This window comes from Pseudomonas sp. Pseusp3, from assembly GCF_047304225.1.
GTDB classification, from domain to species: domain Bacteria; phylum Pseudomonadota; class Gammaproteobacteria; order Pseudomonadales; family Pseudomonadaceae; genus Aquipseudomonas; species Aquipseudomonas fluorescens_CD.
The window spans coordinates 1-20,333 of record NZ_JBGLYV010000046.1 but is presented as its reverse complement, the minus strand read 5'-3'; the positions used below and the strand labels follow the sequence as shown (position 1 = coordinate 20,333).

Annotated in this window: 20 protein-coding genes, 2 tRNA genes and 1 pseudogene; 18 read left to right on the top strand and 5 right to left on the bottom strand. The window is 59.8% G+C overall.

The features are described 5' to 3' along the window. Positions 1–78: 78 nt before the first annotated feature. From murJ to ispH, 6 genes are all read left to right on the top strand, one after another. Positions 79–1,617 (top strand): murein biosynthesis integral membrane protein MurJ, encoded by a 1,539-nt coding sequence (murJ, locus tag ACCD00_RS16985; protein ID WP_413426241.1) that lies wholly within the window; start codon positions 79–81, stop codon positions 1,615–1,617. A 129-nt stretch (positions 1,618–1,746) separates the two neighbouring features. Continuing rightward, positions 1,747–2,685 carry a bifunctional riboflavin kinase/FAD synthetase gene (ribF, locus tag ACCD00_RS16980; protein ID WP_413426239.1) on the top strand — a complete coding sequence of 313 codons (939 nt, stop codon included), beginning with the start codon at positions 1,747–1,749 and terminating at the stop codon, positions 2,683–2,685. Between the two features lie 13 nt (positions 2,686–2,698). Next, positions 2,699–5,530: an isoleucine--tRNA ligase gene (gene ileS / locus ACCD00_RS16975; protein WP_413426237.1), complete on the top strand. Its 2,832-nt coding sequence runs from the start codon at positions 2,699–2,701 to the stop codon at positions 5,528–5,530. Beyond that, positions 5,523–6,035, top strand: a complete 513-nt coding sequence (lspA, locus tag ACCD00_RS16970) for a signal peptidase II (RefSeq protein ID WP_007970932.1) — start codon at positions 5,523–5,525, stop codon at positions 6,033–6,035. The genes ileS and lspA overlap by 8 nt, the downstream gene beginning before the upstream one ends. A 7-nt stretch (positions 6,036–6,042) precedes the next feature. Beyond that, positions 6,043–6,480: an FKBP-type peptidyl-prolyl cis-trans isomerase gene (fkpB, locus tag ACCD00_RS16965; RefSeq protein ID WP_413426275.1), complete on the top strand. Its 438-nt coding sequence runs from the start codon at positions 6,043–6,045 to the stop codon at positions 6,478–6,480. Positions 6,481–6,609: 129 nt separating this feature from the next. Beyond that, on the top strand, positions 6,610–7,557 hold the full coding sequence (ispH, locus tag ACCD00_RS16960; RefSeq protein ID WP_413426235.1) for a 4-hydroxy-3-methylbut-2-enyl diphosphate reductase: 948 nt from the start codon (positions 6,610–6,612) through the stop codon (positions 7,555–7,557). On the opposite strand, the gene ACCD00_RS16955 is transcribed toward ispH, so the two are convergent. Then, entirely contained in the window at positions 7,526–8,065 is a 540-nt protein-coding gene (locus tag ACCD00_RS16955; RefSeq protein ID WP_413426273.1) for a GspH/FimT family pseudopilin, read from the bottom strand. The genes ispH and ACCD00_RS16955 overlap by 32 nt on opposite strands. A gap of 128 nt (positions 8,066–8,193) precedes the next feature. Between ACCD00_RS16955 and ACCD00_RS16950 the strand changes: the two genes are divergently transcribed. The 7 genes from ACCD00_RS16950 to thiO are packed head-to-tail and all read left to right on the top strand — an operon-like array spanning position 8,194 to position 12,298. Further along, complete coding sequence (locus ACCD00_RS16950; protein WP_413426233.1) at positions 8,194–8,667, top strand: GspH/FimT family pseudopilin; 474 nt, start codon at positions 8,194–8,196, stop codon at positions 8,665–8,667. Continuing rightward, entirely contained in the window at positions 8,664–9,113 is a 450-nt protein-coding gene (pilV, locus tag ACCD00_RS16945) for a type IV pilus modification protein PilV (protein ID WP_413426231.1), read from the top strand. Before ACCD00_RS16950 ends, pilV begins: the two co-directional genes overlap by 4 nt. Next, entirely contained in the window at positions 9,110–9,817 is a 708-nt protein-coding gene (locus ACCD00_RS16940) for a PilW family protein (RefSeq protein WP_413426229.1), read from the top strand. Before pilV ends, ACCD00_RS16940 begins: the two co-directional genes overlap by 4 nt. A gap of 10 nt (positions 9,818–9,827) precedes the next feature. Beyond that, positions 9,828–10,307 carry a PilX N-terminal domain-containing pilus assembly protein gene (locus ACCD00_RS16935; RefSeq protein ID WP_413426227.1) on the top strand — a complete coding sequence of 160 codons (480 nt, stop codon included), beginning with the start codon at positions 9,828–9,830 and terminating at the stop codon, positions 10,305–10,307. Continuing rightward, positions 10,294–10,707 carry a hypothetical protein gene (locus tag ACCD00_RS16930; RefSeq protein ID WP_413426225.1) on the top strand — a complete coding sequence of 138 codons (414 nt, stop codon included), beginning with the start codon at positions 10,294–10,296 and terminating at the stop codon, positions 10,705–10,707. Before ACCD00_RS16935 ends, ACCD00_RS16930 begins: the two co-directional genes overlap by 14 nt. 14 nt (positions 10,708–10,721) lie before the next feature. Continuing rightward, positions 10,722–11,123 (top strand): type IV pilin protein, encoded by a 402-nt coding sequence (locus ACCD00_RS16925; protein ID WP_413426223.1) that lies wholly within the window; start codon positions 10,722–10,724, stop codon positions 11,121–11,123. Between the two features lie 56 nt (positions 11,124–11,179). Beyond that, on the top strand, positions 11,180–12,298 hold the full coding sequence (gene thiO / locus ACCD00_RS16920) for a glycine oxidase ThiO (RefSeq protein WP_413426221.1): 1,119 nt from the start codon (positions 11,180–11,182) through the stop codon (positions 12,296–12,298). On the opposite strand, the gene ACCD00_RS16915 is transcribed toward thiO, so the two are convergent. The 4 genes and pseudogenes from ACCD00_RS16915 to ACCD00_RS16900 form a co-directional block, all read right to left on the bottom strand. Continuing rightward, positions 12,276–13,613: a sigma-54-dependent transcriptional regulator gene (locus ACCD00_RS16915; RefSeq protein ID WP_413426219.1), complete on the bottom strand. Its 1,338-nt coding sequence runs from the start codon at positions 13,611–13,613 to the stop codon at positions 12,276–12,278. The two genes, thiO and ACCD00_RS16915, sit on opposite strands and share 23 nt — an antisense overlap. Next, a pseudogene (locus ACCD00_RS16910) lies at positions 13,610–13,927 on the bottom strand (hypothetical protein); the annotation flags it as partial. The pseudogene ACCD00_RS16910 and the gene ACCD00_RS16915, both read right to left, overlap by 4 nt. 31 nt (positions 13,928–13,958) lie before the next feature. Next, complete coding sequence (locus ACCD00_RS16905; RefSeq protein ID WP_413426217.1) at positions 13,959–14,192, bottom strand: PP0621 family protein; 234 nt, start codon at positions 14,190–14,192, stop codon at positions 13,959–13,961. 124 nt (positions 14,193–14,316) lie between these two features. After that, positions 14,317–15,339, bottom strand: a complete 1,023-nt coding sequence (locus tag ACCD00_RS16900; RefSeq protein WP_413426215.1) for an outer membrane protein assembly factor BamD — start codon at positions 15,337–15,339, stop codon at positions 14,317–14,319. A 151-nt stretch (positions 15,340–15,490) separates the two neighbouring features. Between ACCD00_RS16900 and rluD the strand changes: the two genes are divergently transcribed. The 5 genes from rluD (at position 15,491) to ACCD00_RS16875 (ending at position 20,332) form a co-directional block, all read left to right on the top strand. Continuing rightward, positions 15,491–16,453 carry a 23S rRNA pseudouridine(1911/1915/1917) synthase RluD gene (gene rluD / locus ACCD00_RS16895; RefSeq protein ID WP_007990414.1) on the top strand — a complete coding sequence of 321 codons (963 nt, stop codon included), beginning with the start codon at positions 15,491–15,493 and terminating at the stop codon, positions 16,451–16,453. Next, positions 16,450–17,175: a peptidoglycan editing factor PgeF gene (gene pgeF / locus ACCD00_RS16890; RefSeq protein WP_413426213.1), complete on the top strand. Its 726-nt coding sequence runs from the start codon at positions 16,450–16,452 to the stop codon at positions 17,173–17,175. Before rluD ends, pgeF begins: the two co-directional genes overlap by 4 nt. A gap of 130 nt (positions 17,176–17,305) precedes the next feature. Further along, positions 17,306–19,870: an ATP-dependent chaperone ClpB gene (gene clpB / locus ACCD00_RS16885; protein ID WP_413426211.1), complete on the top strand. Its 2,565-nt coding sequence runs from the start codon at positions 17,306–17,308 to the stop codon at positions 19,868–19,870. A 300-nt stretch (positions 19,871–20,170) separates the two neighbouring features. Continuing rightward, positions 20,171–20,246, top strand: a tRNA-Asn gene (locus tag ACCD00_RS16880). Between the two features lie 9 nt (positions 20,247–20,255). Further along, a tRNA-Pro gene (locus tag ACCD00_RS16875) sits at positions 20,256–20,332 on the top strand. The last annotated feature ends 1 nt before the right edge of the window (position 20,333 follow it).

Sequence of the window (20,333 nt, the reverse complement as noted above, 5' to 3'; positions counted from 1 at the left end):
GTGCTGTTGCGGCGCGGAGTATCGCATAAGTGGGCGCGTAGTTCGCCTGCTGTTTATCGACAGGCACAAACTCTTTCCATGAATCTGCTCAAATCGTTGGCCGCCGTCAGCTCTATCACGATGCTTTCCCGGATTTTGGGGTTTGTTCGAGACACCCTCATCGCACGCGCATTTGGCGCGGGAATGGCGACTGACGCCTTCTTTATCGCCTTCAAATTGCCCAATCTGCTGCGGCGGATCTTTGCCGAAGGGGCGTTTTCCCAAGCGTTCGTGCCGATTCTTGCAGAATACAAAAGCCAGAAGGGCGAAGAGGCGACGCGAACCTTCATCGCTTATGTCTCGGGCCTGCTGACGCTGGTGCTGGCGCTGGTCACGGTATTGGGCATGATCGCTGCGCCGTGGGTCATCTGGGTGACCGCGCCGGGTTTCACCAACACCCCGGAAAAATTCGAACTGACCTCCAGTCTGTTGCGGGTGACCTTTCCATACATTCTGCTGATTTCCCTGTCGTCGCTGGCCGGTGCAATCCTCAATACCTGGAACCGCTTTTCGGTGCCAGCCTTCGTGCCGACCCTGCTGAACGTCAGCATGATCATTTTTTCGGTGTTTTTGACGCCGTACTTCGATCCGCCCGTGATGGCGCTTGGCTGGGCGGTACTGGTCGGCGGCCTGGCGCAGTTGCTCTATCAACTGCCGCATCTGAAAAAGATCGGCATGCTGGTGCTGCCGCGCCTGAACCTGCGCGACACGGGGGTCTGGCGGGTGATGAAACAAATGCTGCCGGCAATCCTCGGTGTCTCGGTGAGCCAGATTTCGCTGATCATCAACACCATCTTCGCTTCGTTCCTGGTCGCAGGTTCCGTGTCCTGGATGTATTACGCCGACCGATTGATGGAGCTGCCGTCCGGCGTGCTGGGCGTGGCGCTGGGGACGATTCTGTTGCCGACCCTGGCCAAGACCTACGCCAACAAGGATCGTCACGAATACTCGCGCATCCTCGATTGGGGCCTGCGTCTGTGCTTCGTGCTGGTATTGCCTTGCGCCCTGGCGCTGGGGATTCTGGCCGAGCCGTTGACGGTTTCGCTGTTCCAGTACGGTCAGTTCGATGCCCATGATGCGGCCATGACCCAGCGCGCGTTGATCGCCTATTCCGTCGGTTTGCTCGGGATTATCGTGATCAAAGTGCTGGCGCCGGGCTTTTATGCGCAACAAAACATCCGTACACCGGTAAAAATTGCGATTTTCACCCTGGTGGTGACCCAGCTGTTCAACTTGATGCTGATCGGACCGCTGGCTCACGCGGGCCTGGCCTTGGCGATCAGCGCCGGTGCCTGCCTCAATGCCGGATTGCTGTTCTATCAACTGCGCAAGCAGCAGATGTACCAGCCGCAGCCGGGCTGGGCGAAGTTCGCGCTCAAGCTGGTGGTCGCGGTGGCAGTGATGTCCGCGGTACTGTTGGGGGTGATGCATTTCATGCCGGCCTGGGATCAAGGGCATATGCTCGAGCGCTTCTTGCGTCTGGGGGCGTTGGTGGCGGCGGGTGTGGTGGCTTATTTCGGCATGTTAGTGTTGATGGGCTTCCGTTTGCGCGACTTCAATCGCAAGGCGCTGGGCTGAGGTTCTGGCCTCGATAAACACGGGCGAGCCGGCGGTTTTGTCGGCTCGATCACTTTGGGTTACGGTGTTGCCTGTCGTCGGCCGCCGGGTGTGGTTATAATCGACCACTTTATGAGCAAGAAGCGCGTTATGCAGCTGGTTCGAGGCCTCCAAAATCTGCGCCCCCAGCATCGGGGCTGTGTCGCCACTATTGGCAACTTTGACGGTGTACACCGTGGCCACCAGGCTATCCTGGCGCGCCTGCGTGAGCGTGCGCTCGAGTTGGGCGTGCCCAGTTGCGTGGTGATTTTCGAGCCGCAACCGCGAGAGTTCTTTGCTCCGGAGACTGCGCCGGCCCGTTTGGCCCGTCTGCGGGACAAGCTGCAATTGTTGGCTGCCGAAGGCGTCGACCGTGTTCTGTGCCTGGCTTTCAACCAGCGCCTGAGCAAGCTCAGCGCCAGCGAGTTCGTCGATACCATTCTGGTGGATGGCCTTGGCGTCCAGCACCTGGAGGTCGGTGATGACTTCCGTTTCGGCTGTGACCGCGCGGGGGATTTCGATTTCCTGCAACAGGCTGGCATCCTTCAGGGGTTTACCGTCGAAGCGGCGCAAACCGTCGAACTCGATGGCATCCGGGTCAGCAGCACGCAGGTGCGCAATGCCCTGGCCGCCGCGGATTTCGCATTGGCCGAACGCTTGCTTGGGCGGCCGTACCGGATCGCCGGTCGCGTATTGCATGGCCAGAAGCTCGCTCGGCAGTTGGGTACGCCCACCGCCAACATACAACTCAAGCGTCGTCGCGTGCCGTTCACCGGGGTTTACCAGGTGGATATCGAGATCGACGGCAAGACCTGGCCCGGCGTCGCCAATATCGGCGTGCGGCCCACGGTTCAAGGTGATGGCAAAGCCCACCTGGAAGTGCATCTTTTAGATTTTGCCGGCGATCTGTATGACCGGCGTTTAACGGTGGTTTTCCACCACAAGCTGCGTGAAGAGCAGCGTTTCGCCTCTCTGGAGGCGCTGAAAACGGCGATCAACGCGGATGTCGCCGCCGCCCGTGCACTAGCCGCACCTAGCGCCCATCGCTAATGAAGAGCCTTAAATGACCGACTATAAAGCCACGCTAAACCTTCCGGACACCGCCTTCCCAATGAAGGCCGGCCTGCCTCAGCGCGAACCGCAGATTCTGCAGCGCTGGGACAGCATTGGCCTGTACGGAAAGTTGCGCGAGATTGGCAAGGATCGTCCGAAGTTCGTCCTGCACGACGGTCCTCCGTACGCCAACGGCACGATTCACATCGGTCATGCGCTGAACAAGATTCTCAAGGACATGATCATCCGCTCGAAGACCCTGTCGGGCTTCGACGCGCCTTATGTTCCGGGCTGGGACTGCCACGGCCTGCCGATCGAGCACAAGGTCGAAGTGACCCACGGCAAGAACCTGGGCGCGGACAAGACCCGCGAACTGTGCCGCGCGTACGCCACCGAGCAGATCGAAGGCCAGAAATCCGAATTCATCCGTCTGGGCGTGTTGGGCGACTTCGCCAACCCGTACAAGACCATGGACTTCAAGAACGAGGCCGGCGAAATCCGCGCCTTGGCCGAGATCGTCAAGGGTGGCTTCGTGTTCAAGGGCTTGAAGCCTGTGAACTGGTGCTTCGACTGCGGTTCGGCCCTGGCCGAAGCGGAAGTCGAGTACGAGAACAAGAAGTCCTCGACCATTGACGTGGCGTTCCCGATTGTCGATGAAGCCAAGCTCGCGGCCGCGTTCGGCCTGCCATCGCTGGCCAAGCCTGCTTCGATCGTGATCTGGACCACCACCCCGTGGACCATTCCGGCCAACCAGGCGCTGAACGTTCACCCGGAGTTCAACTACGCCCTGGTCGACGTTGGCGACAAGCTGCTGGTGTTGGCTGAAGAGCTGGTCGAGTCGTGTCTGGCGCGCTATTCGCTGGAAGGCTCGGTGATCGCTACCGCCAACGGTTCGGCGCTGGAACTGATCAACTTCCGTCACCCGTTCTACGACCGCCTGTCGCCGGTATACCTGGCCGACTACGTTGAACTGGGCGCCGGCACCGGTGTGGTTCACTCCTCTCCGGCCTACGGCGTGGACGACTTCGTGACCTGCAAGAAATACGGCATGGTCAACGATGACATCCTCAACCCGGTACAAAGCAACGGCGTTTACGTACCGTCGCTGGAGTTCTTCGGCGGCCAGTTCATCTGGAAGGCCAACCCGGCCATCGTCGACAAACTGACCGAAGTCGGTGCGCTGCTGCACACCACCGTCATCGAACACAGCTACATGCACTGCTGGCGCCACAAGACCCCGCTGATCTACCGCGCCACCGCGCAGTGGTTCATTGGCATGGACAAAGAGCCAGTCAGCGGCGACACCCTGCGTGTACGTTCGCTCAAAGCCATCGAGGAAACCAAGTTCGTTCCGGCCTGGGGCCAGGCGCGCCTGCACTCGATGATCGCCAACCGTCCGGACTGGTGCATTTCCCGTCAGCGCAACTGGGGCGTGCCGATCCCGTTCTTCCTGAACAAGGAAAGCGGCGAACTGCACCCACGCACCGTCGAGCTGATGGAAGAAGTTGCCAAGCGCGTTGAAGTCGAAGGCATCGAAGCCTGGTTCAAGCTGGATGTCGCCGAACTGCTGGGCGATGAAGCACCGCAGTACGACAAGATCAGCGACACCCTGGACGTCTGGTTCGACTCGGGGACCACCCACTGGCACGTCCTGCGCGGTTCGCACCCGATGGGCCACGAAACCGGTCCGCGCGCCGACCTGTACCTGGAAGGCTCGGACCAGCACCGTGGCTGGTTCCACTCGTCGCTGCTGACCGGTTGCGCCATCGACAACCACGCACCGTATCGCGAACTGCTGACTCACGGCTTCACCGTCGACGAGTCCGGCCGCAAGATGTCCAAGTCCCTGGGCAACGTGATCGCGCCGCAGAAAGTCAACGACACCCTGGGCGCCGACATCATGCGTCTGTGGGTCGCCTCGACCGATTACTCGGGTGAAATGGCGGTTTCCGAGCAGATCCTGCAGCGCAGTGCGGACGCCTACCGGCGTATCCGTAACACCGCGCGCTTCCTGCTTTCGAACCTGACCGGCTTCAACCCGGCCACCGACCTGCTGCCGGCCGAAGAAATGCTGGCACTGGACCGTTGGGCCGTGGACCGTACCCTGCTGCTGCAACGCGAGCTGCAAGAGCACTACGGCGAATACCGCTTCTGGAACGTGTACTCGAAGATCCACAACTTCTGCGTGCAGGAGCTGGGCGGCTTCTATCTCGACATCATCAAGGATCGCCAGTACACCACTGGCGCCGACAGCAAGGCCCGCCGTTCGTGCCAGACCGCGCTGTTCCACATCTCCGAAGCGCTGGTGCGCTGGATCGCGCCGATCCTGGCGTTCACCGCCGACGAACTGTGGCAGTACCTGCCGGGCGAGCGTAACGAGTCCGTCATGCTCAACACCTGGTACGAAGGCCTGAGCGAACTGCCGGAAGGCTTCGAGCTGGATCGCGCGTACTGGGACCGGATCATGGCGGTCAAGGTCGCGGTCAACAAGGAAATGGAAATCCAGCGTGCGGCCAAGGCTGTCGGTGGCAACCTGCAAGCCGAAGTGACGCTGTTCGCCGAAGACGCGCTGACCGCCGACCTGGCCAAACTCAGCAACGAACTGCGCTTCGTGCTGATCACTTCGACCGCCAGCGTTGCACCATTGGTGCAGGCACCGGCCGATGCCGTGGTCACTGAAGTCAGCGGCCTGAAGCTGAAGATCGTCAAGTCGAGCCACGCCAAGTGCGCCCGTTGCTGGCACTGCCGCGAAGACGTCGGCGTGAACCCGGAGCATCCGGAAATCTGCGGCCGTTGCGTGGATAACATCAGCGGCGCTGGCGAGGTCCGTCACTATGCCTAATGCCGTTGGCCGTTTCGGACGGCTGAGCTGGCTCTGGTTGAGTTTGCTGGTCCTGGTCATCGACCAGGCCAGCAAGTTCTACTTCGAAGGCAAGCTCCAGATGTACCAGCAGATCGTAATCATCCCCGATTACTTCAGCTGGACCCTGGCCTACAACACTGGCGCGGCGTTCAGCTTCCTGGCTGACAGCTCCGGCTGGCAGCGCTGGCTGTTCGCGTTGATCGCTGTCGTGGTCAGTGCGGTGCTGGTGGTGTGGCTCAAGCGTCTGGGGCGTAACGAGACCTGGCTGGCGGTTGCGCTGGCACTGGTGCTCGGCGGCGCGCTGGGCAATCTGTATGACCGCATTGCCCTGGGCCATGTGATCGATTTCATTCTGGTGCATTGGCAGAACCGCTGGTATTTCCCGGCGTTCAACTTTGCCGACAGTGCTATCACTGTAGGCGCTGTCATGCTGGCACTGGATATGTTCAAAAGTAAAAAGACCGGAGAAACCGTTCATGACTGAACAGGTATTGGCTGAGCAACGCATCGGCCAGAACACGGAAGTCACCTTGCATTTCGCATTGCGCCTGGAGAACGGCGACACGGTGGACAGCACCTTCGACAAAGCCCCGGCGACCTTCAAGGTCGGTGACGGCAACCTGTTGCCAGGTTTCGAAGTAGCTCTGTTCGGTTTCAAGGCCGGTGACAAGCGTACACTGAGCATCGAGCCGGAAAACGCTTTCGGCCAGCCTAACCCGCAAAACGTGCAGGTCATCCCGCGCTCGCAGTTCCAGGACATGGAGCTGTCGCCTGGCTTGCTGGTGATCTTCAACGATGCGGCCAATACCGAGTTGCCGGGCGTGGTCAAAGAGTTCGACGATGCGCAAGTGACCGTCGACTTCAACCACCCGCTGGCGGGCAAGACGCTCACCTTTGATGTGGAAATCATTTCCGTCAAAGCGTTGTAACTGCTTTTCTGTAGGAGCGAGCTCGCTCGCGATGATCGTTAACGAATGCGCGTTCTTCTGGAAGAACGCGTTGTCCTTTAGTTTTTCGCGAGCAAGCTCGCTCCTACAGGGCAAGACACGAGGCTCAGCATGCAAATCAAACTCGCCAATCCCCGTGGCTTCTGCGCCGGTGTGGACCGGGCGATCGAAATCGTCAACCGCGCCCTGGAAGTCTTCGGGCCGCCGATCTACGTGCGCCATGAAGTGGTCCACAACAAATTTGTCGTCGAAGACCTGCGCTCCCGTGGTGCAGTTTTCGTCGAAGAACTGGATCAGGTGCCGGACGACGTCATCGTGATCTTCAGTGCCCACGGCGTGTCCCAGGCCGTGCGCAGCGAAGCGGCTGGCCGTGGACTGAAAGTGTTCGACGCCACCTGCCCGCTGGTCACCAAGGTCCACATCGAGGTGGCGCGCTACAGCCGTGACGGTCGTGAATGCATTCTCATCGGCCACGCCGGTCACCCGGAAGTCGAAGGCACCATGGGCCAGTACGATGCCAGCAATGGCGGCGCGATCTACCTGGTCGAAGACGAGAAAGATGTCGCGGCGTTGCAGGTGAACAACCCTGAAAAGCTCGCCTTCGTGACCCAGACAACCTTGTCGATGGACGACACCAGTCGTGTTATCGACGCCCTGCGTTTACGCTTCCCAGCCATCGGTGGACCGCGCAAGGACGACATTTGCTACGCCACGCAAAACCGTCAGGACGCGGTCAAGCAACTGGCCGACGAGTGCGACGTGGTGCTGGTGGTCGGCAGCCCGAACAGCTCCAACTCCAATCGCCTGCGCGAATTGGCAGAACGCATGTCCACTCCGGCCTACCTGATCGACGGTGCCGAAGACCTGCAAAAGAGCTGGTTCGACGGTGTCGAGCGTATCGGTATCACCGCTGGCGCCTCCGCCCCGGAAGTCCTGGTGCGCGGAGTGATCGAGCAGTTGCAGGCCTGGGGTGCCACTGGTGCCGATGAACTGGCCGGTCGCGAGGAGAACATCACGTTCTCGATGCCTAAAGAACTGCGCGTTCGCTCGTTGCTCTGAGTTTCTTCCTTTCTTCGCATAATGCCTGCTCAGCCTTGTCGCTGCGCAGGCTGACGCGACCGGTCCGAGCCAACACCACTTGATGCTGGCTCACCGGTTCGCGGACTTTGCAAACGTGTAATGTCCCTCCAAACAGTGGTTCACCCTGACCTCTGAATCGTATAAAGCTTTCGACCGGACCGTTCCCCACAATCGGCACGCGTGCGCCGCTCTGGCGTTCGGCCAACAGTGGGTTGGCGCTGTCCATATCCCCCTTGCCGCTGATATCCAGAATGATCCGCCAGCCCTGGCTCCAGTCGCCATTGATGCCGTGAATCACCACGGCCTGGTTGCGGACGATGGCTTCGGTTCGGGCGGTGCGAATACCGCTGAAAAGAGCCTGTGCCGCTTGCTCTCTCTGGTTTGACTCGATCAGCGTTGCGAACGCCGGACTGACCAGTTGCAGAACAATTCCTGTAATTGCCAGTCCCATGAGCAGTTCGATCAGGCTGAAGCCGTGTTGCCGCATGACATCTCCCTCCGTGGCGTGCTGTGGCTCGCGCAATCCCTGCGCGAGAAATGGCATCACATACGTAGCGCATCACTCGAATTGTGCCGCGCAAGAGCAGGTATAGCCGAAGGAAACAGAAGGCCCCGATGGATCATCGTACAAAAGGTTTCACGTTGATCGAGTTATTGGTCGCGATCGCGATCCTCCTGATTCTGCTGACTCTGGCTGTCCCGGCGTTTACCCGCTCGATGCAAACGACGAGGGCTGATACTGAAATCGCTGACCTGCGACGAGCCCTGAATTTTGCCCGACTCGAGGCCATCGATCGGGGCAATACCACACGGGTGCGTCCGACGGCAGGAGGGGATGCCTGGAGTGGGGAGCTGGCGGTTTACGACGGTACTGGCGCTTTAGCCAAAGTATTGCGGGTTGTTCCGGCGATGAGCAGCGGCGCAACTCTGGCGCTAACCTCGGGCGTGACTGCCATCGATTTCAACAGTACGGGCGGATTGTCATCACCGTCCTCAGAGGTGGTGATCAGCTATGGGCGGGGAGCTCAAAGCCGGACGCTGAAAGTGTGTTTGAACGGACGAATTCTATTGGGCGGAAGTTGCGGATGAGGATAGGAAACCAAGGCCCGCAGGAGGGCATGACGCTGGTCGAAGTCCTGGTGGCATTAGTCATTCTGGGAGTGGGGTTGTTGGGGGCCGCGGCGTTTCAGCTCAATGCGCTGAAGTATACGGACAGTGCGCGCATGACCAGTCAGGCCAGTTTTATCGCCTACGACATGATGGACCGCATTCGCGCCAACGCCGCAGCGGACTACACCATCGCGCCGCCAGCTACGGGCAATCCGGGTGTTGCCCGGGATCAGGACCTGTTTGACTTCAATACCAACATTGTCAGCTCACTCGGCGCCACCGCGACGGGCAGTGTCACCGTCAATCAGCAGGTGTACACCATCACGATTACCTGGGACGACTCACGGGCTGCGAACGCTGCCGACTCGCGGCGCAGCTTCGTCCTGAGCAGCCGCACGGCCATTGACCCGGTGGTGACCCCGTGAGTCGCCGCAGCGCAGGCTTTGGCCTGGTCGAGTTGCTGATCGCCCTGGTGTTGAGCCTGATCGTGGTACTGGGCGTGGTGCAGGTTTTCATCGCGGCCAAGAACACTTATCTCAGCCAGAATGCGGCCGCGAACATGCAGGAGGACGCACGTTTCGTGTTGAGCAAAATGCTTCAGGAAATCCGCATGGTCGGGATGTTCGGTTGCCTGGAAACGATCATTGATTCAAGTACGAAGGGTGATTTCCATGCCAGTCGGCTAACGCCGATCCGCTGGGACAATGGCAGTCGCAGTTTGACGCTGGTTACGGCGGATATCGGCGGCAATGGCGGCAAACCGGACTGGACCGTGCTTTCCGATTGTCGAAACAATTCGACGGCCTACAGCGACAGCCCGACTCCGGTGGCAGGGCAACTGGTTTTTCCGATACGGCAACTGACTTACAGCTTCAGCAACAACCAGCTGCTTATGAGGGGCGGGAGTGCAGCACCACAGGTATTGGTGAACAACGTAAGCGCTTTTGACGTGAGCTTCGGCCTGGCCAGCACTGCCACTGATCTGGCTGCTTCCCGTTACAGCAGCAACCCACCGAACCCTGCGCTGATTCGTAGCGTTCGCCTGAGCCTGACGCTCATCGATCCGAACCATCGGGTGAGCGATCAAACCTTCAACGCAGTGGCCGCCCTGCGCAACCGCTTGCCATGAGGGAATGCCGATGAACCGTTTTCCCATGGCGTATTACACCCAGCGCGGCATGGCACTGCTGGTCAGTCTGGTGTTCTTGCTCTTGCTGACGCTGATCGGTCTTTCATCGATGCAAAGCGCCACCCTGCAGGAAAAAATGGCCGGTAGCGTCGCCTTGCGCAACCAGTCGTTTCAGAGTGCCGAAGCCGCCTTGAGGGTGGGCGAGAGTGCAGTGCAACGGGACAGTTATGCACTACCCGTTTGTAGCGGCATCGTTCAATGTGCACCACCGTCCGAGTCCTCGACAATCACCGCTGCCGGTTTCAGCGCCGCGTCCGGAGTGACCTGGATTGCATCAGGCAACGGCTTTTATGGCGTGCAAAACATCGGTGTCAGCCGAGATGCGGTGAATGTGCCGATCAATACCCCGGCGACGTTGTATCGGGTAACGGCAGTAGGCATCGCGGGTCATTCGCGCAGTGTGGTGGAGAGCATCTATGCGAAGTACTGAGCGATATATCCGGCGGTGGTCACAACTGTTCGGTGTTGTAGCCGCGCTGAACCTGTCGATGGCGGCGCACGCTGCCACGCCACCGGATTCGCCGGCACTGAACCGGCCAACCTGTCTGGCGAATGGCAACTGGTACGGGTTCTACCACAGCAATCAGGGATTGAATGCCGTCTGCTTGAGGCTGCCCGATGCGATCAGCGTTAAGATGCTCGACAGCAACGACGATGGCGTGGTCGACAGCATCGACAGGCTGTCCGATGGCGTGATCTTTGTTGGAGAGCATTCGACCCAGGACGTCAGCGACAATGGCGGGGCCGTGAACGATTCCACTGGCGACGATACTCCGGGAATGGAAAAATCCGGCGGTAGCCGTCGCATCATGTGGCGACAAATACAGTAAGTGAGAGTTGAGGCATGCGTAGTACCAACCGCGGTTTTACCCTGATCGAAATCATGATCGTGATTGCGATCATCGGGATGGTCATGACCATTGCTGCCCCGAGTTTCACCGAGTACCTGAACAAGGGCCGTCGCGCAGAAGTGGCGGGTCTGCTCTCGGAGCAGGCGCAGATCCTGGAGCGCTTCTACTCGCAGAAAAATGTCTACACCAATGCGGCGGGCCTCAGTGCCGGCAATGATTACTACAGCATCACACCGACCCTGACCGACCAGGCCTTTCTGCTGACGGCGGTGCGCAAGGCTGACTCGAGCATGGCCACTGACAAGTGCGGTGACCTGACCATCACCAACACGGGTGTCCTCGGAATGGTCAACGCAAAATCCGGCCTGACCAGCAAAGACTGCTGGGGGCGCTGAGTTTCCTTTTCGGGTGTCCTTTACATCCTCTGTCTATTTAACGATTGGATCAGAACATGACCAGGCAACAGCAAGTGGTGATTGTCGGCGGCGGAGTGATTGGTTTGCTGACGGCCTTCAATCTCGCCTCCGAAGTGCAAAGCGTTGTGCTGCTGGATCGCTCGAACGTCGGCCAGGAATCGTCCTGGGCCGGCGGCGGCATCGTTTCGCCGCTTTACCCATGGCGCTACAGCCCGGCGGTCACTGCGCTGGCTCACTGGTCCCAGGACTTTTATCCACAACTGGGCGAGCGCTTGTTTGCCGCTACCGGCGTTGATCCTGAGGTGCACACCACCGGTCTGTACTGGCTGGATCTGGATGACGAGGCTGAAGCGCTGGCCTGGGCTGTCCGGGAACATCGTCCGTTGAGTGCGGTGGATATTTCGGTAGTGCACGACGCCGTGCCGGTACTGGGCGCTGGTTTTTCCCGGGCGATCTACATGGCCGACGTTGCCAACGTGCGCAATCCACGTCTGGTGAAGTCACTCAAGGCCGCGTTGCTGGCGCTGCCGAACGTGACGATCCATGAGCAGTGCGAAGTCAGCGGGTTCGTTCGTGACGGCAACAAAGTGGTCGGCGTGCAGACCTCCACAGGTACTGTCCTGGGCGATCAAGTCGTCCTGACGGCGGGGGCCTGGAGCGGTGAACTGCTCAAGCATCTTGACCTGACGCTGCCGGTCGAGCCGGTGAAAGGGCAGATGATTCTCTACAAGTGTGCGGCGGATTTCCTGCCGAGCATGGTCCTGGCCAAGGGACGCTACGCGATTCCCCGGCGCGATGGGCACATACTGATTGGCAGTACGCTGGAGCATGAAGGCTTTGACAAGACGCCGACCGGGTCGGCACTGGAAAGCCTGAAGGCGTCCGCGGTGGAATTGATCCCGGCGCTGGCCGATGCCGAAGTGGTGGGGCATTGGGCCGGATTGCGCCCGGGATCTCCCGAGGGCATTCCATATATCGGCCCGGTGCCGGGGTTTGACGGGCTCTGGCTCAACTGCGGGCACTACCGTAACGGGCTGGTGCTGGCGCCGGCGTCATGCCAGTTGTTTGCCGATGTGATGCTGGGCCGGGCGCCAATTATCGATCCGGCGCCTTACGCGCCTGCCGGGCGGCTCAATCCAGTCCCAGCTTCTTGAGCCGGTAACGCATCGACCTGAATGACAGATTCAACCGCTGAGCCGCCGCCGTGCGGTTCCAGCGGGTTTCCTCCAGGGCCTGGAGCAGCAGTTGGCGTTCGACGTTTTCCAGGTAGGTTTGCAGATTGTCGATCCGGGTCAGGTCCGGCAGGCCACCTTCAGCCCCACAATTGCCTTCGGCCAGGCGCAGGTCGCCGGCTTCGATCTGATTGTTCTCACACAGGGTGTGCGCCCGCTCGAGCATGTTTTCCAGTTCCCGCACATTGCCCGGGAAGCGATAGTTTTTCAGCGCATCGAGGGCTTGGGGGTGGAGTCTCGCCGCAGGTTGACCGGTATCGGCGGCCAGGCGCTTGAGCATGTGGCTGGCCAACATTTCAATGTCATCACGACGCTCGCGCAGGGGCGGCACCCGGAGTTCGATCACGTTCAAGCGGTAGTAAAGGTCATGGCGAAATCGCCCGGCGGCGACTTCGGCACCAAGGTCCTTGTGTGTGGCGCAGAGAATGCGCACATCCACCGCCACTTCCTGCTGCCCGCCGACGCTGCGTACGGCTTTTTCCTGAATCGCGCGCAGCAGTTTGACCTGCATTGCCAGCGGCAGGTCAGCCACTTCGTCGAGGAGCAGGGTGCCGCCGTGAGCGGTCTGGAACAGACCGGGTTTGTCTTCGATGGCGCCGCTGAAACTGCCTTTGCGGTGGCCGAAAAACTCGCTCTCCAACAGTTCCGAAGGAATCGCCGCGCAGTTGATCGGAATGAACGGCTGATTGGCGCGGGGGCTTTGATCATGGATCAGGCGCGCGACCAGTTCCTTGCCGCTGCCGGATTCTCCGCTGATGTATACCGTCGCATGGCTGCTGGCCAGTTTGGTGATGTGTTTACGCAGGCTGCGCATGGGCAATGAGTCGCCCAGCAAGCGACGATCGATGCCAACCCCGCGGGCAGGAAGCAGCAGGGCGCTGGTGACCAGTTCACGCAGGCGGGTAAGGTCCACCGGTTTGGTCAAGAAGTCGAATGCCCCGGCCTTGAGCACATCGATCGCGGTTTCTAGACTGGCATAGGCGGTGATCATCGCCACCTGGACCTGAGGATGACGTTGCTGGATGTGCTGCACCAGCTCCAGACCGGTACCATCCGATAATTGCATGTCGGTCAGGCATAAATCGAAGCTTTCGCGTTTCAGCAGGGATTGCGCTTCGCCGATGTTGCGGGCGTTGAACGTCTCCAGTTTCATCCTTCCCAGGGTGATTTCCAGGAGTTCGCGTATGTCCGGTTCGTCATCGACGATCAAGACTTTTTGTCGTGGTCTCGTGTTCAACGTGGGTTCCGTCCGTGAGCAAAGGTCATGCAAAAGCAGCCGCGTTCCTGGCGTGCCTTGAAGTCTAGGCGGGACAGAATGCTTTCGCCCGGCTCGCCGGACAGATATGGCCCCGGGCCCTTGATTTGAGGGGCGGGGGCTTCGTTATCGAGTATTTCCAGTGATTTCAGATCGAGCCGTAGCGGCGACATTTGCTCGCGGCGTTGCAGCTGCAGGACGTTTTCGATTACCCGGTTCATTCGCAGAGAGTGGCCTTGAATAATCTGCGTCAGACGTCGATCGACGCCTTTCAGTTCCTTGGGTGCACGCGATAGTCCTCAATCGGCCGTCATTTCGGGTGAGGTGTCAGCGGCCGCTGGAGTCCTTGTCTTGCTCGAGATGAGCCTGGCTGCAATACCACCGTTGGTCGAGGCTCAGCGCGCGGTCACGGGGCAGGTGAACGCCGCAATGGGCGCAACGGACCATGGGCGCCGCTTCCCGTTCGGCAGGGGGCCTGGGGGTGGAAGCCTGCCCCTTGAACTTGCGCCAGAACCATACTGCAGCGGCAATCAGGGCGATCCAGAACAATAAACGAAGCATGGTGAGCTGCTTTTCTGCGGATGATCCGGCAGTTTAGCCAAGGACCTGTCAGGCGCACAGTGCAATAAATCGCTGAAATAAAAAAGGGAGACTCGAAAGTCTCCCTTTTTGCACAACCCGAGTGTCAGTCGAACACGCCGAAGGTCATGTAGCTGAACCACGAACGGTCGCTGTTGTTGCCTTGCGCTTCGTGATCTTCTTCTTCGATCGCGTCGCCATTGGTGTCTTTAGGCCTTAGTTCGGCCGGGATTGCATCCTTGGCGTCCTGGAACTGCTTCTGCACGTCCTGGTTGGCGCGGGTTTCGCCCGGTGGCAGCGGCGGACGGGACTCGATCAGGCCCAGGGTCGCCTTGCTCAGCCATGAACGGTTGTCGGCTTCGGCCACGGTCGGCACGAACTGACCGTCCACCAGTGTCGGGTGGTTCGGGTAGTTGAGCTTCAGGGTTTCCAGGCTGGTGGCAGCCAGATCGTCCAGGTGCAGGCGCTGGTAGGCCTCGGTCATCACCGCCAGGCCGTCGCCGACCGAAGGGGTTTCCTGGAAGTTTTCCACCACGTAACGACCGCGGTTCGCGGCGGCGACATAGGCCTGACGGGTCAGGTAGTAGTCGGCCACGTGAATTTCGTAGGCCGCCAGCAGGTTGCGCAGATAAATCATGCGCTGTTTGGCGTCTGGCGCGTAGCGGCTGTTCGGGAAGCGGCTGGTCAGCTGGGCGAACTCGTTGTAGGAGTCGCGGGCGGCGCCCGGGTCACGCTTGGTCATGTCCAGAGGCAGGAAACGCGCCAGCAGGCCGACGTCCTGGTCGAAAGAAGTCAGGCCCTTGAGGTAGTAGGCGTAATCGACGTTCGGATGCTGTGGGTGCAGGCGAATGAAGCGTTCCGCAGCGGACTTGGCCGCTTCTGGCTCGGTGTTCTTGTAGTTCGCGTAGATGAGTTCGAGTTGCGCCTGATCGGCATAACGACCGAACGGATAACGCGACTCCAGAGCCTTCAGCTTGGCGATGGCGCTGGTGTAGCTACTGTTGTCCAGGTCATTTTGAGCTTGTTGGTACAGCTCGACTTCACTGAGGTTTTCGTCTACGACTTCCTTCGATGAGCAAGCAGCGGTCAATGCGAGGATGGCGATCAGCAGCAGGTGTTTCACTTGCATGGCGGCTTGCGTCCCTATGACGGCCGCTGTCTTGGGCGTGGCCGTCCTGTTATGATGAGTGCCCCGTTGAATAGCCTCGGGGCAAAAGACGCCGTATTTAACCACAAGCGCGCAGCCGAAACCAAAGGCTGTGCCGACGCCTAGTCTGAGCATGTCCGATAAAATTGAACTCCGCGCAGAGGTGCCGTCCGAATTGGGCGGCCAACGCCTCGATCAAGTCGCCGCACAATTATTCGCTGAGCACTCGCGCTCGCGCCTTTCCGCCTGGATCAAAGACGGCCGCCTGACTGTGGATGGGGCGGTTATCCGCCCGCGAGACATCGTCCATGGCGGCGCCATCCTTGAGCTGACTGCCGAGCAGGAAGCTCAGGGCGAATGGGTCGCTCAAGACATTGCCCTGGACATCGTCTACGAAGACGACGACATCCTGGTGATCAACAAGCCTGCGGGCCTGGTGGTGCACCCGGCTGCCGGTCACGCCGACGGCACCTTGCTCAACGCCTTGCTGCACCATGTGCCGGACATCATCAATGTGCCCCGCGCCGGTATCGTGCATCGCCTGGACAAGGACACCACCGGTCTGATGGTGGTGGCCAAGACCATTCAAGCGCAGACGCAGCTGGTTACACAGTTGCAGAGCCGCAGCGTCAGCCGGATCTACGAGTGCATCGTGATTGGTGTGGTGACAGCCGGTGGCAAGATCAATGCGCCCATCGGTCGTCACGGCCAGCAGCGCCAGCGCATGGCCGTGATGGAAGGTGGCAAGCAAGCCGTCAGCCATTACCGCGTACTCGAGCGCTTCCGCTCCCACACCCACGTGCGGGTGAAGCTGGAAACCGGTCGAACGCACCAGATTCGCGTGCACATGGCGCACATTAACTACCCGTTGGTCGGAGATCCCGCCTACGGTGGTCGCTTCCGCATTCCGCCGGCCGCCAACCCGACCATGGTCGAATCCCTGAAAAACTTCCCGCGTCAGGCGCTGCATGCGCGTTTCCTGGAACTGGATCATCCGACCACCGGTAAGCGCATGAGCTGGGAATCGCCGTTGCCGGAAGACTTCGTCTGGCTGCTGACCCTGCTCAAGCAAGACCGTGAGGCGTTCATCGGATGAGTGACTGGCTGATTCCTGACTGGCCCGCGCCGGCCGGGGTAAAAGCCTGTGTTACCACCCGTGCGGGCGGCGTCAGTGTGGCGCCGTTCGACAGCCTCAACCTCGGCGATCACGTCGACGACCGCCCTGAAGCGGTTGCCGAGAATCGCCGTCGTCTTACCGATCATTTCTCCATTCAACCGGCCTGGCTGCAGCAGGTCCACGGCATTGCCGTGGCCCATGCCGACCCAAGCCAGGTGGTCACTGCCGATGCCAGTTGGACATCGACCCCCGGCATTGCCTGTGCGGCGATGACGGCCGATTGCCTGCCGGCATTGTTTTGCGACCGTGCCGGCACTCGCGTTGCTGCAGCCCATGCCGGTTGGCGCGGGTTGGCGGCGGGCGTGCTGGAAGCCACCCTCGACAGTCTGGCGGTTCCCCCTGCCGAGGTACTGGTCTGGCTCGGTCCGGCCATTGGTCCACAAGCGTTTGAAGTTGGCCCCGAAGTGCGCGAAACCTTCGTGCAGCAACTGCCTCAAGCCGCAGAAGCCTTCGTGCCAAGTCAAAACCCCGGCAAGTTCATGGCCGACATCTATATGCTGGCGCGTTTGCGTCTGGCGGCCTGCGGTGTCACGGCAGTCTATGGTGGCGGATTTTGCACCGTGACCGACCCACGCTTCTTTTCTTATCGCCGTGCGCCCCGCACCGGCCGATTCGCCTCCCTTATCTGGCTTGAACGCTAAACTCCTCTGACCTGCGTCAACGTCACGACGCTTGAAACTCCCAGAATCGACCGCATCTATTGTGTTATCTGGCAGGTTTCTTCATTCAGGATGTTTTATAGGTCCGGCCTGCTCAAAAGGAAGGTGACCCATGCGTATAGACCGTTTAACCAGCAAATTGCAGTTAGCGTTGTCCGATGCCCAATCCCTGGCTGTCGGCCACGATCATCCGGCCATTGAACCGGCGCATTTGATGCAAGCCTTGCTCGAACAGCAGGGCGGCTCGATCAAGCCCCTGCTGATGCAGGTGGGCTTCGACGTCAACAGCCTGCGTAAAGAGCTGACCAAAGAGCTCGACCAGCTACCGAAAATCCAGAACCCGACCGGTGACGTGAATATGTCGCAGGATCTGGCGCGCCTGCTCAACCAGGCCGATCGTCTGGCTCAGCAGAAGGGCGACCAATTCATCTCCAGCGAGCTGGTGCTGCTCGCCGCCATGGACGAGAACAGCAAGCTCGGCAAACTGTTGCTCGGCCAGGGCGTGAGCAAGAAAGCCCTGGAAAATGCGATCAACAACCTGCGCGGCGGCGAGGCCGTCAACGACCCTAACCACGAAGAGTCCCGTCAGGCCCTGGATAAATACACTGTGGACCTGACCAAGCGCGCCGAAGACGGCAAGCTCGATCCGGTGATCGGCCGTGACGATGAAATTCGCCGGACCATCCAGGTGCTGCAACGTCGTACCAAGAACAATCCGGTGCTGATCGGTGAACCTGGCGTGGGTAAAACTGCCATCGCCGAAGGCCTGGCCCAGCGCATCATCAACGGCGAAGTGCCGGATGGCCTCAAGGGCAAGCGCCTGTTGTCCCTGGACATGGGAGCGCTGATTGCCGGTGCCAAGTATCGCGGTGAGTTTGAAGAGCGGCTCAAGGCGTTGCTCAATGAACTGTCGAAGCAGGAAGGGCAGATCATTCTGTTCATCGACGAACTGCACACCATGGTCGGCGCCGGCAAGGGCGAAGGCTCGATGGATGCGGGCAACATGCTCAAGCCGGCCCTGGCCCGCGGTGAGCTGCACTGCGTGGGCGCCACGACGCTCAACGAGTACCGCCAATACATAGAGAAGGACGCCGCTCTCGAGCGACGTTTCCAGAAAGTGCTGGTGGATGAACCGAGCGAAGAAGACACCATCGCCATCCTGCGTGGCCTCAAGGAGCGCTATGAGGTTCACCACAAGGTGGCGATCACCGACGGCGCGATCATTGCCGCGGCCAAACTCAGTCATCGTTACATCACTGACCGGCAGTTGCCGGACAAAGCCATCGACCTGATCGATGAAGCTGCCAGCCGCATCCGCATGGAGATCGACTCCAAGCCGGAAGTGCTGGACCGTCTGGAGCGTCGCCTTATTCAGTTGAAGGTGGAATCCCAGGCGCTGAAGAAAGAAAGCGACGACGCGGCGAAGAAGCGTCTGGAAAAACTGCAGGACGAAATCGCCCGGCATGAGCGTGAGTACTCGGATCTCGAAGAGATCTGGAATTCGGAAAAAGCTGAAGTCCAGGGTTCTGCGCAGATCCAGCAGAAAATCGAACAGTCCCGTCAGGAGCTGGAAGCGGCCCGCCGCAAAGGCGACCTGAACCGCATGGCCGAGTTGCAGTACGGGGTGATCCCGGACCTGGAGCGCAGCCTGCAAATGGTCGACCAGCATGGCAAAAGCGAGAACCAGTTGCTGCGCAGCAAGGTGACTGAGGAAGAAATCGCCGAAGTCGTATCGAAGTGGACCGGTATTCCAGTGTCGAAGATGCTCGAAGGCGAGCGCGAAAAACTGATGAAGATGGAAAGCCTGTTGCACCAGCGTGTGATCGGCCAGGATGAAGCGGTAGTCGCGGTTTCCAACGCAGTGCGGCGTTCCCGTGCCGGGTTGTCCGACCCGAATCGCCCGAGCGGCTCGTTCATGTTCCTCGGCCCGACCGGTGTCGGTAAAACCGAGCTGTGCAAGGCGCTGGCCGAATTCCTCTTTGATACCGAAGAGGCGATGGTGCGGATCGACATGTCCGAGTTCATGGAGAAACATTCCGTGGCTCGCCTGATCGGTGCGCCACCGGGCTACGTGGGGTATGAAGAGGGCGGTTACCTGACCGAGGCGGTGCGTCGCAAGCCGTATTCGGTGATCCTGATGGATGAGGTCGAGAAAGCGCACCCGGATGTGTTCAACATCTTGCTGCAAGTGCTCGAAGACGGTCGTCTGACCGATAGCCATGGCCGCACGGTGGACTTCAAGAACACCGTGATTGTCATGACCTCCAACTTGGGCTCGGTACAGATCCAGGAACTGGTCGGTGATCGTGAGGCGCAGCGTGCAGCGGTGATGGATGCGATTTCCAGCCACTTCCGACCGGAGTTCATCAACCGGGTCGACGAAGTGGTGATTTTCGAGCCGTTGGCGCGGGATCAGATCGCCGGCATTACCGAGATCCAGTTGGGTCGTCTGCGCAGCCGCCTGACCGAACGGGAGCTGAAGCTTGAACTCAGCCCTGAAGCCATGGACAAGCTGATCGCAGTCGGTTACGACCCGGTGTACGGCGCACGGCCGCTCAAACGAGCGATCCAGCGCTGGATCGAGAATCCGCTGGCGCAGCTGATCCTGTCCGGTCGGTTCATGCCGGGCGATACCGCTCATGGCGTGGTGGAAAGCGACGAAATCGTCTTCGTCTGATCCAGATCGGCAACAAAATTGAAAAGGCCTCGCATTGCGAGGCCTTTTTTTCATTAGGCTGTTGAACTCAAAGGAAAAGGCTTGTAAAGTGCGCCCCGCAGTAAGTCACCCGCCAGGGTTTCCGCTCCCCAAGCAGGAATCCAAAATAAGTTGCAAATCATTAACTTGAAAGCAATTTAGGGGGTTGACAGAGGTTCTGAAGATTGTAGAATAGCGCGCCTCAGACACACGAACGCAGCGATGCAAACGGGTTGAAGAGAACGCAGTAAAGCTTCAAAGTTGTAAATTGAAATGTGTAGTTCCGTGATAGCTCAGTCGGTAGAGCAAATGACTGTTAATCATTGGGTCCCAGGTTCGAGTCCTGGTCACGGAGCCAATTTCAAACCGGGGTATAGCGCAGTCCGGTAGCGCGCCTGCTTTGGGAGCAGGATGTCAGGAGTTCGAATCCCCTTACCCCGACCAT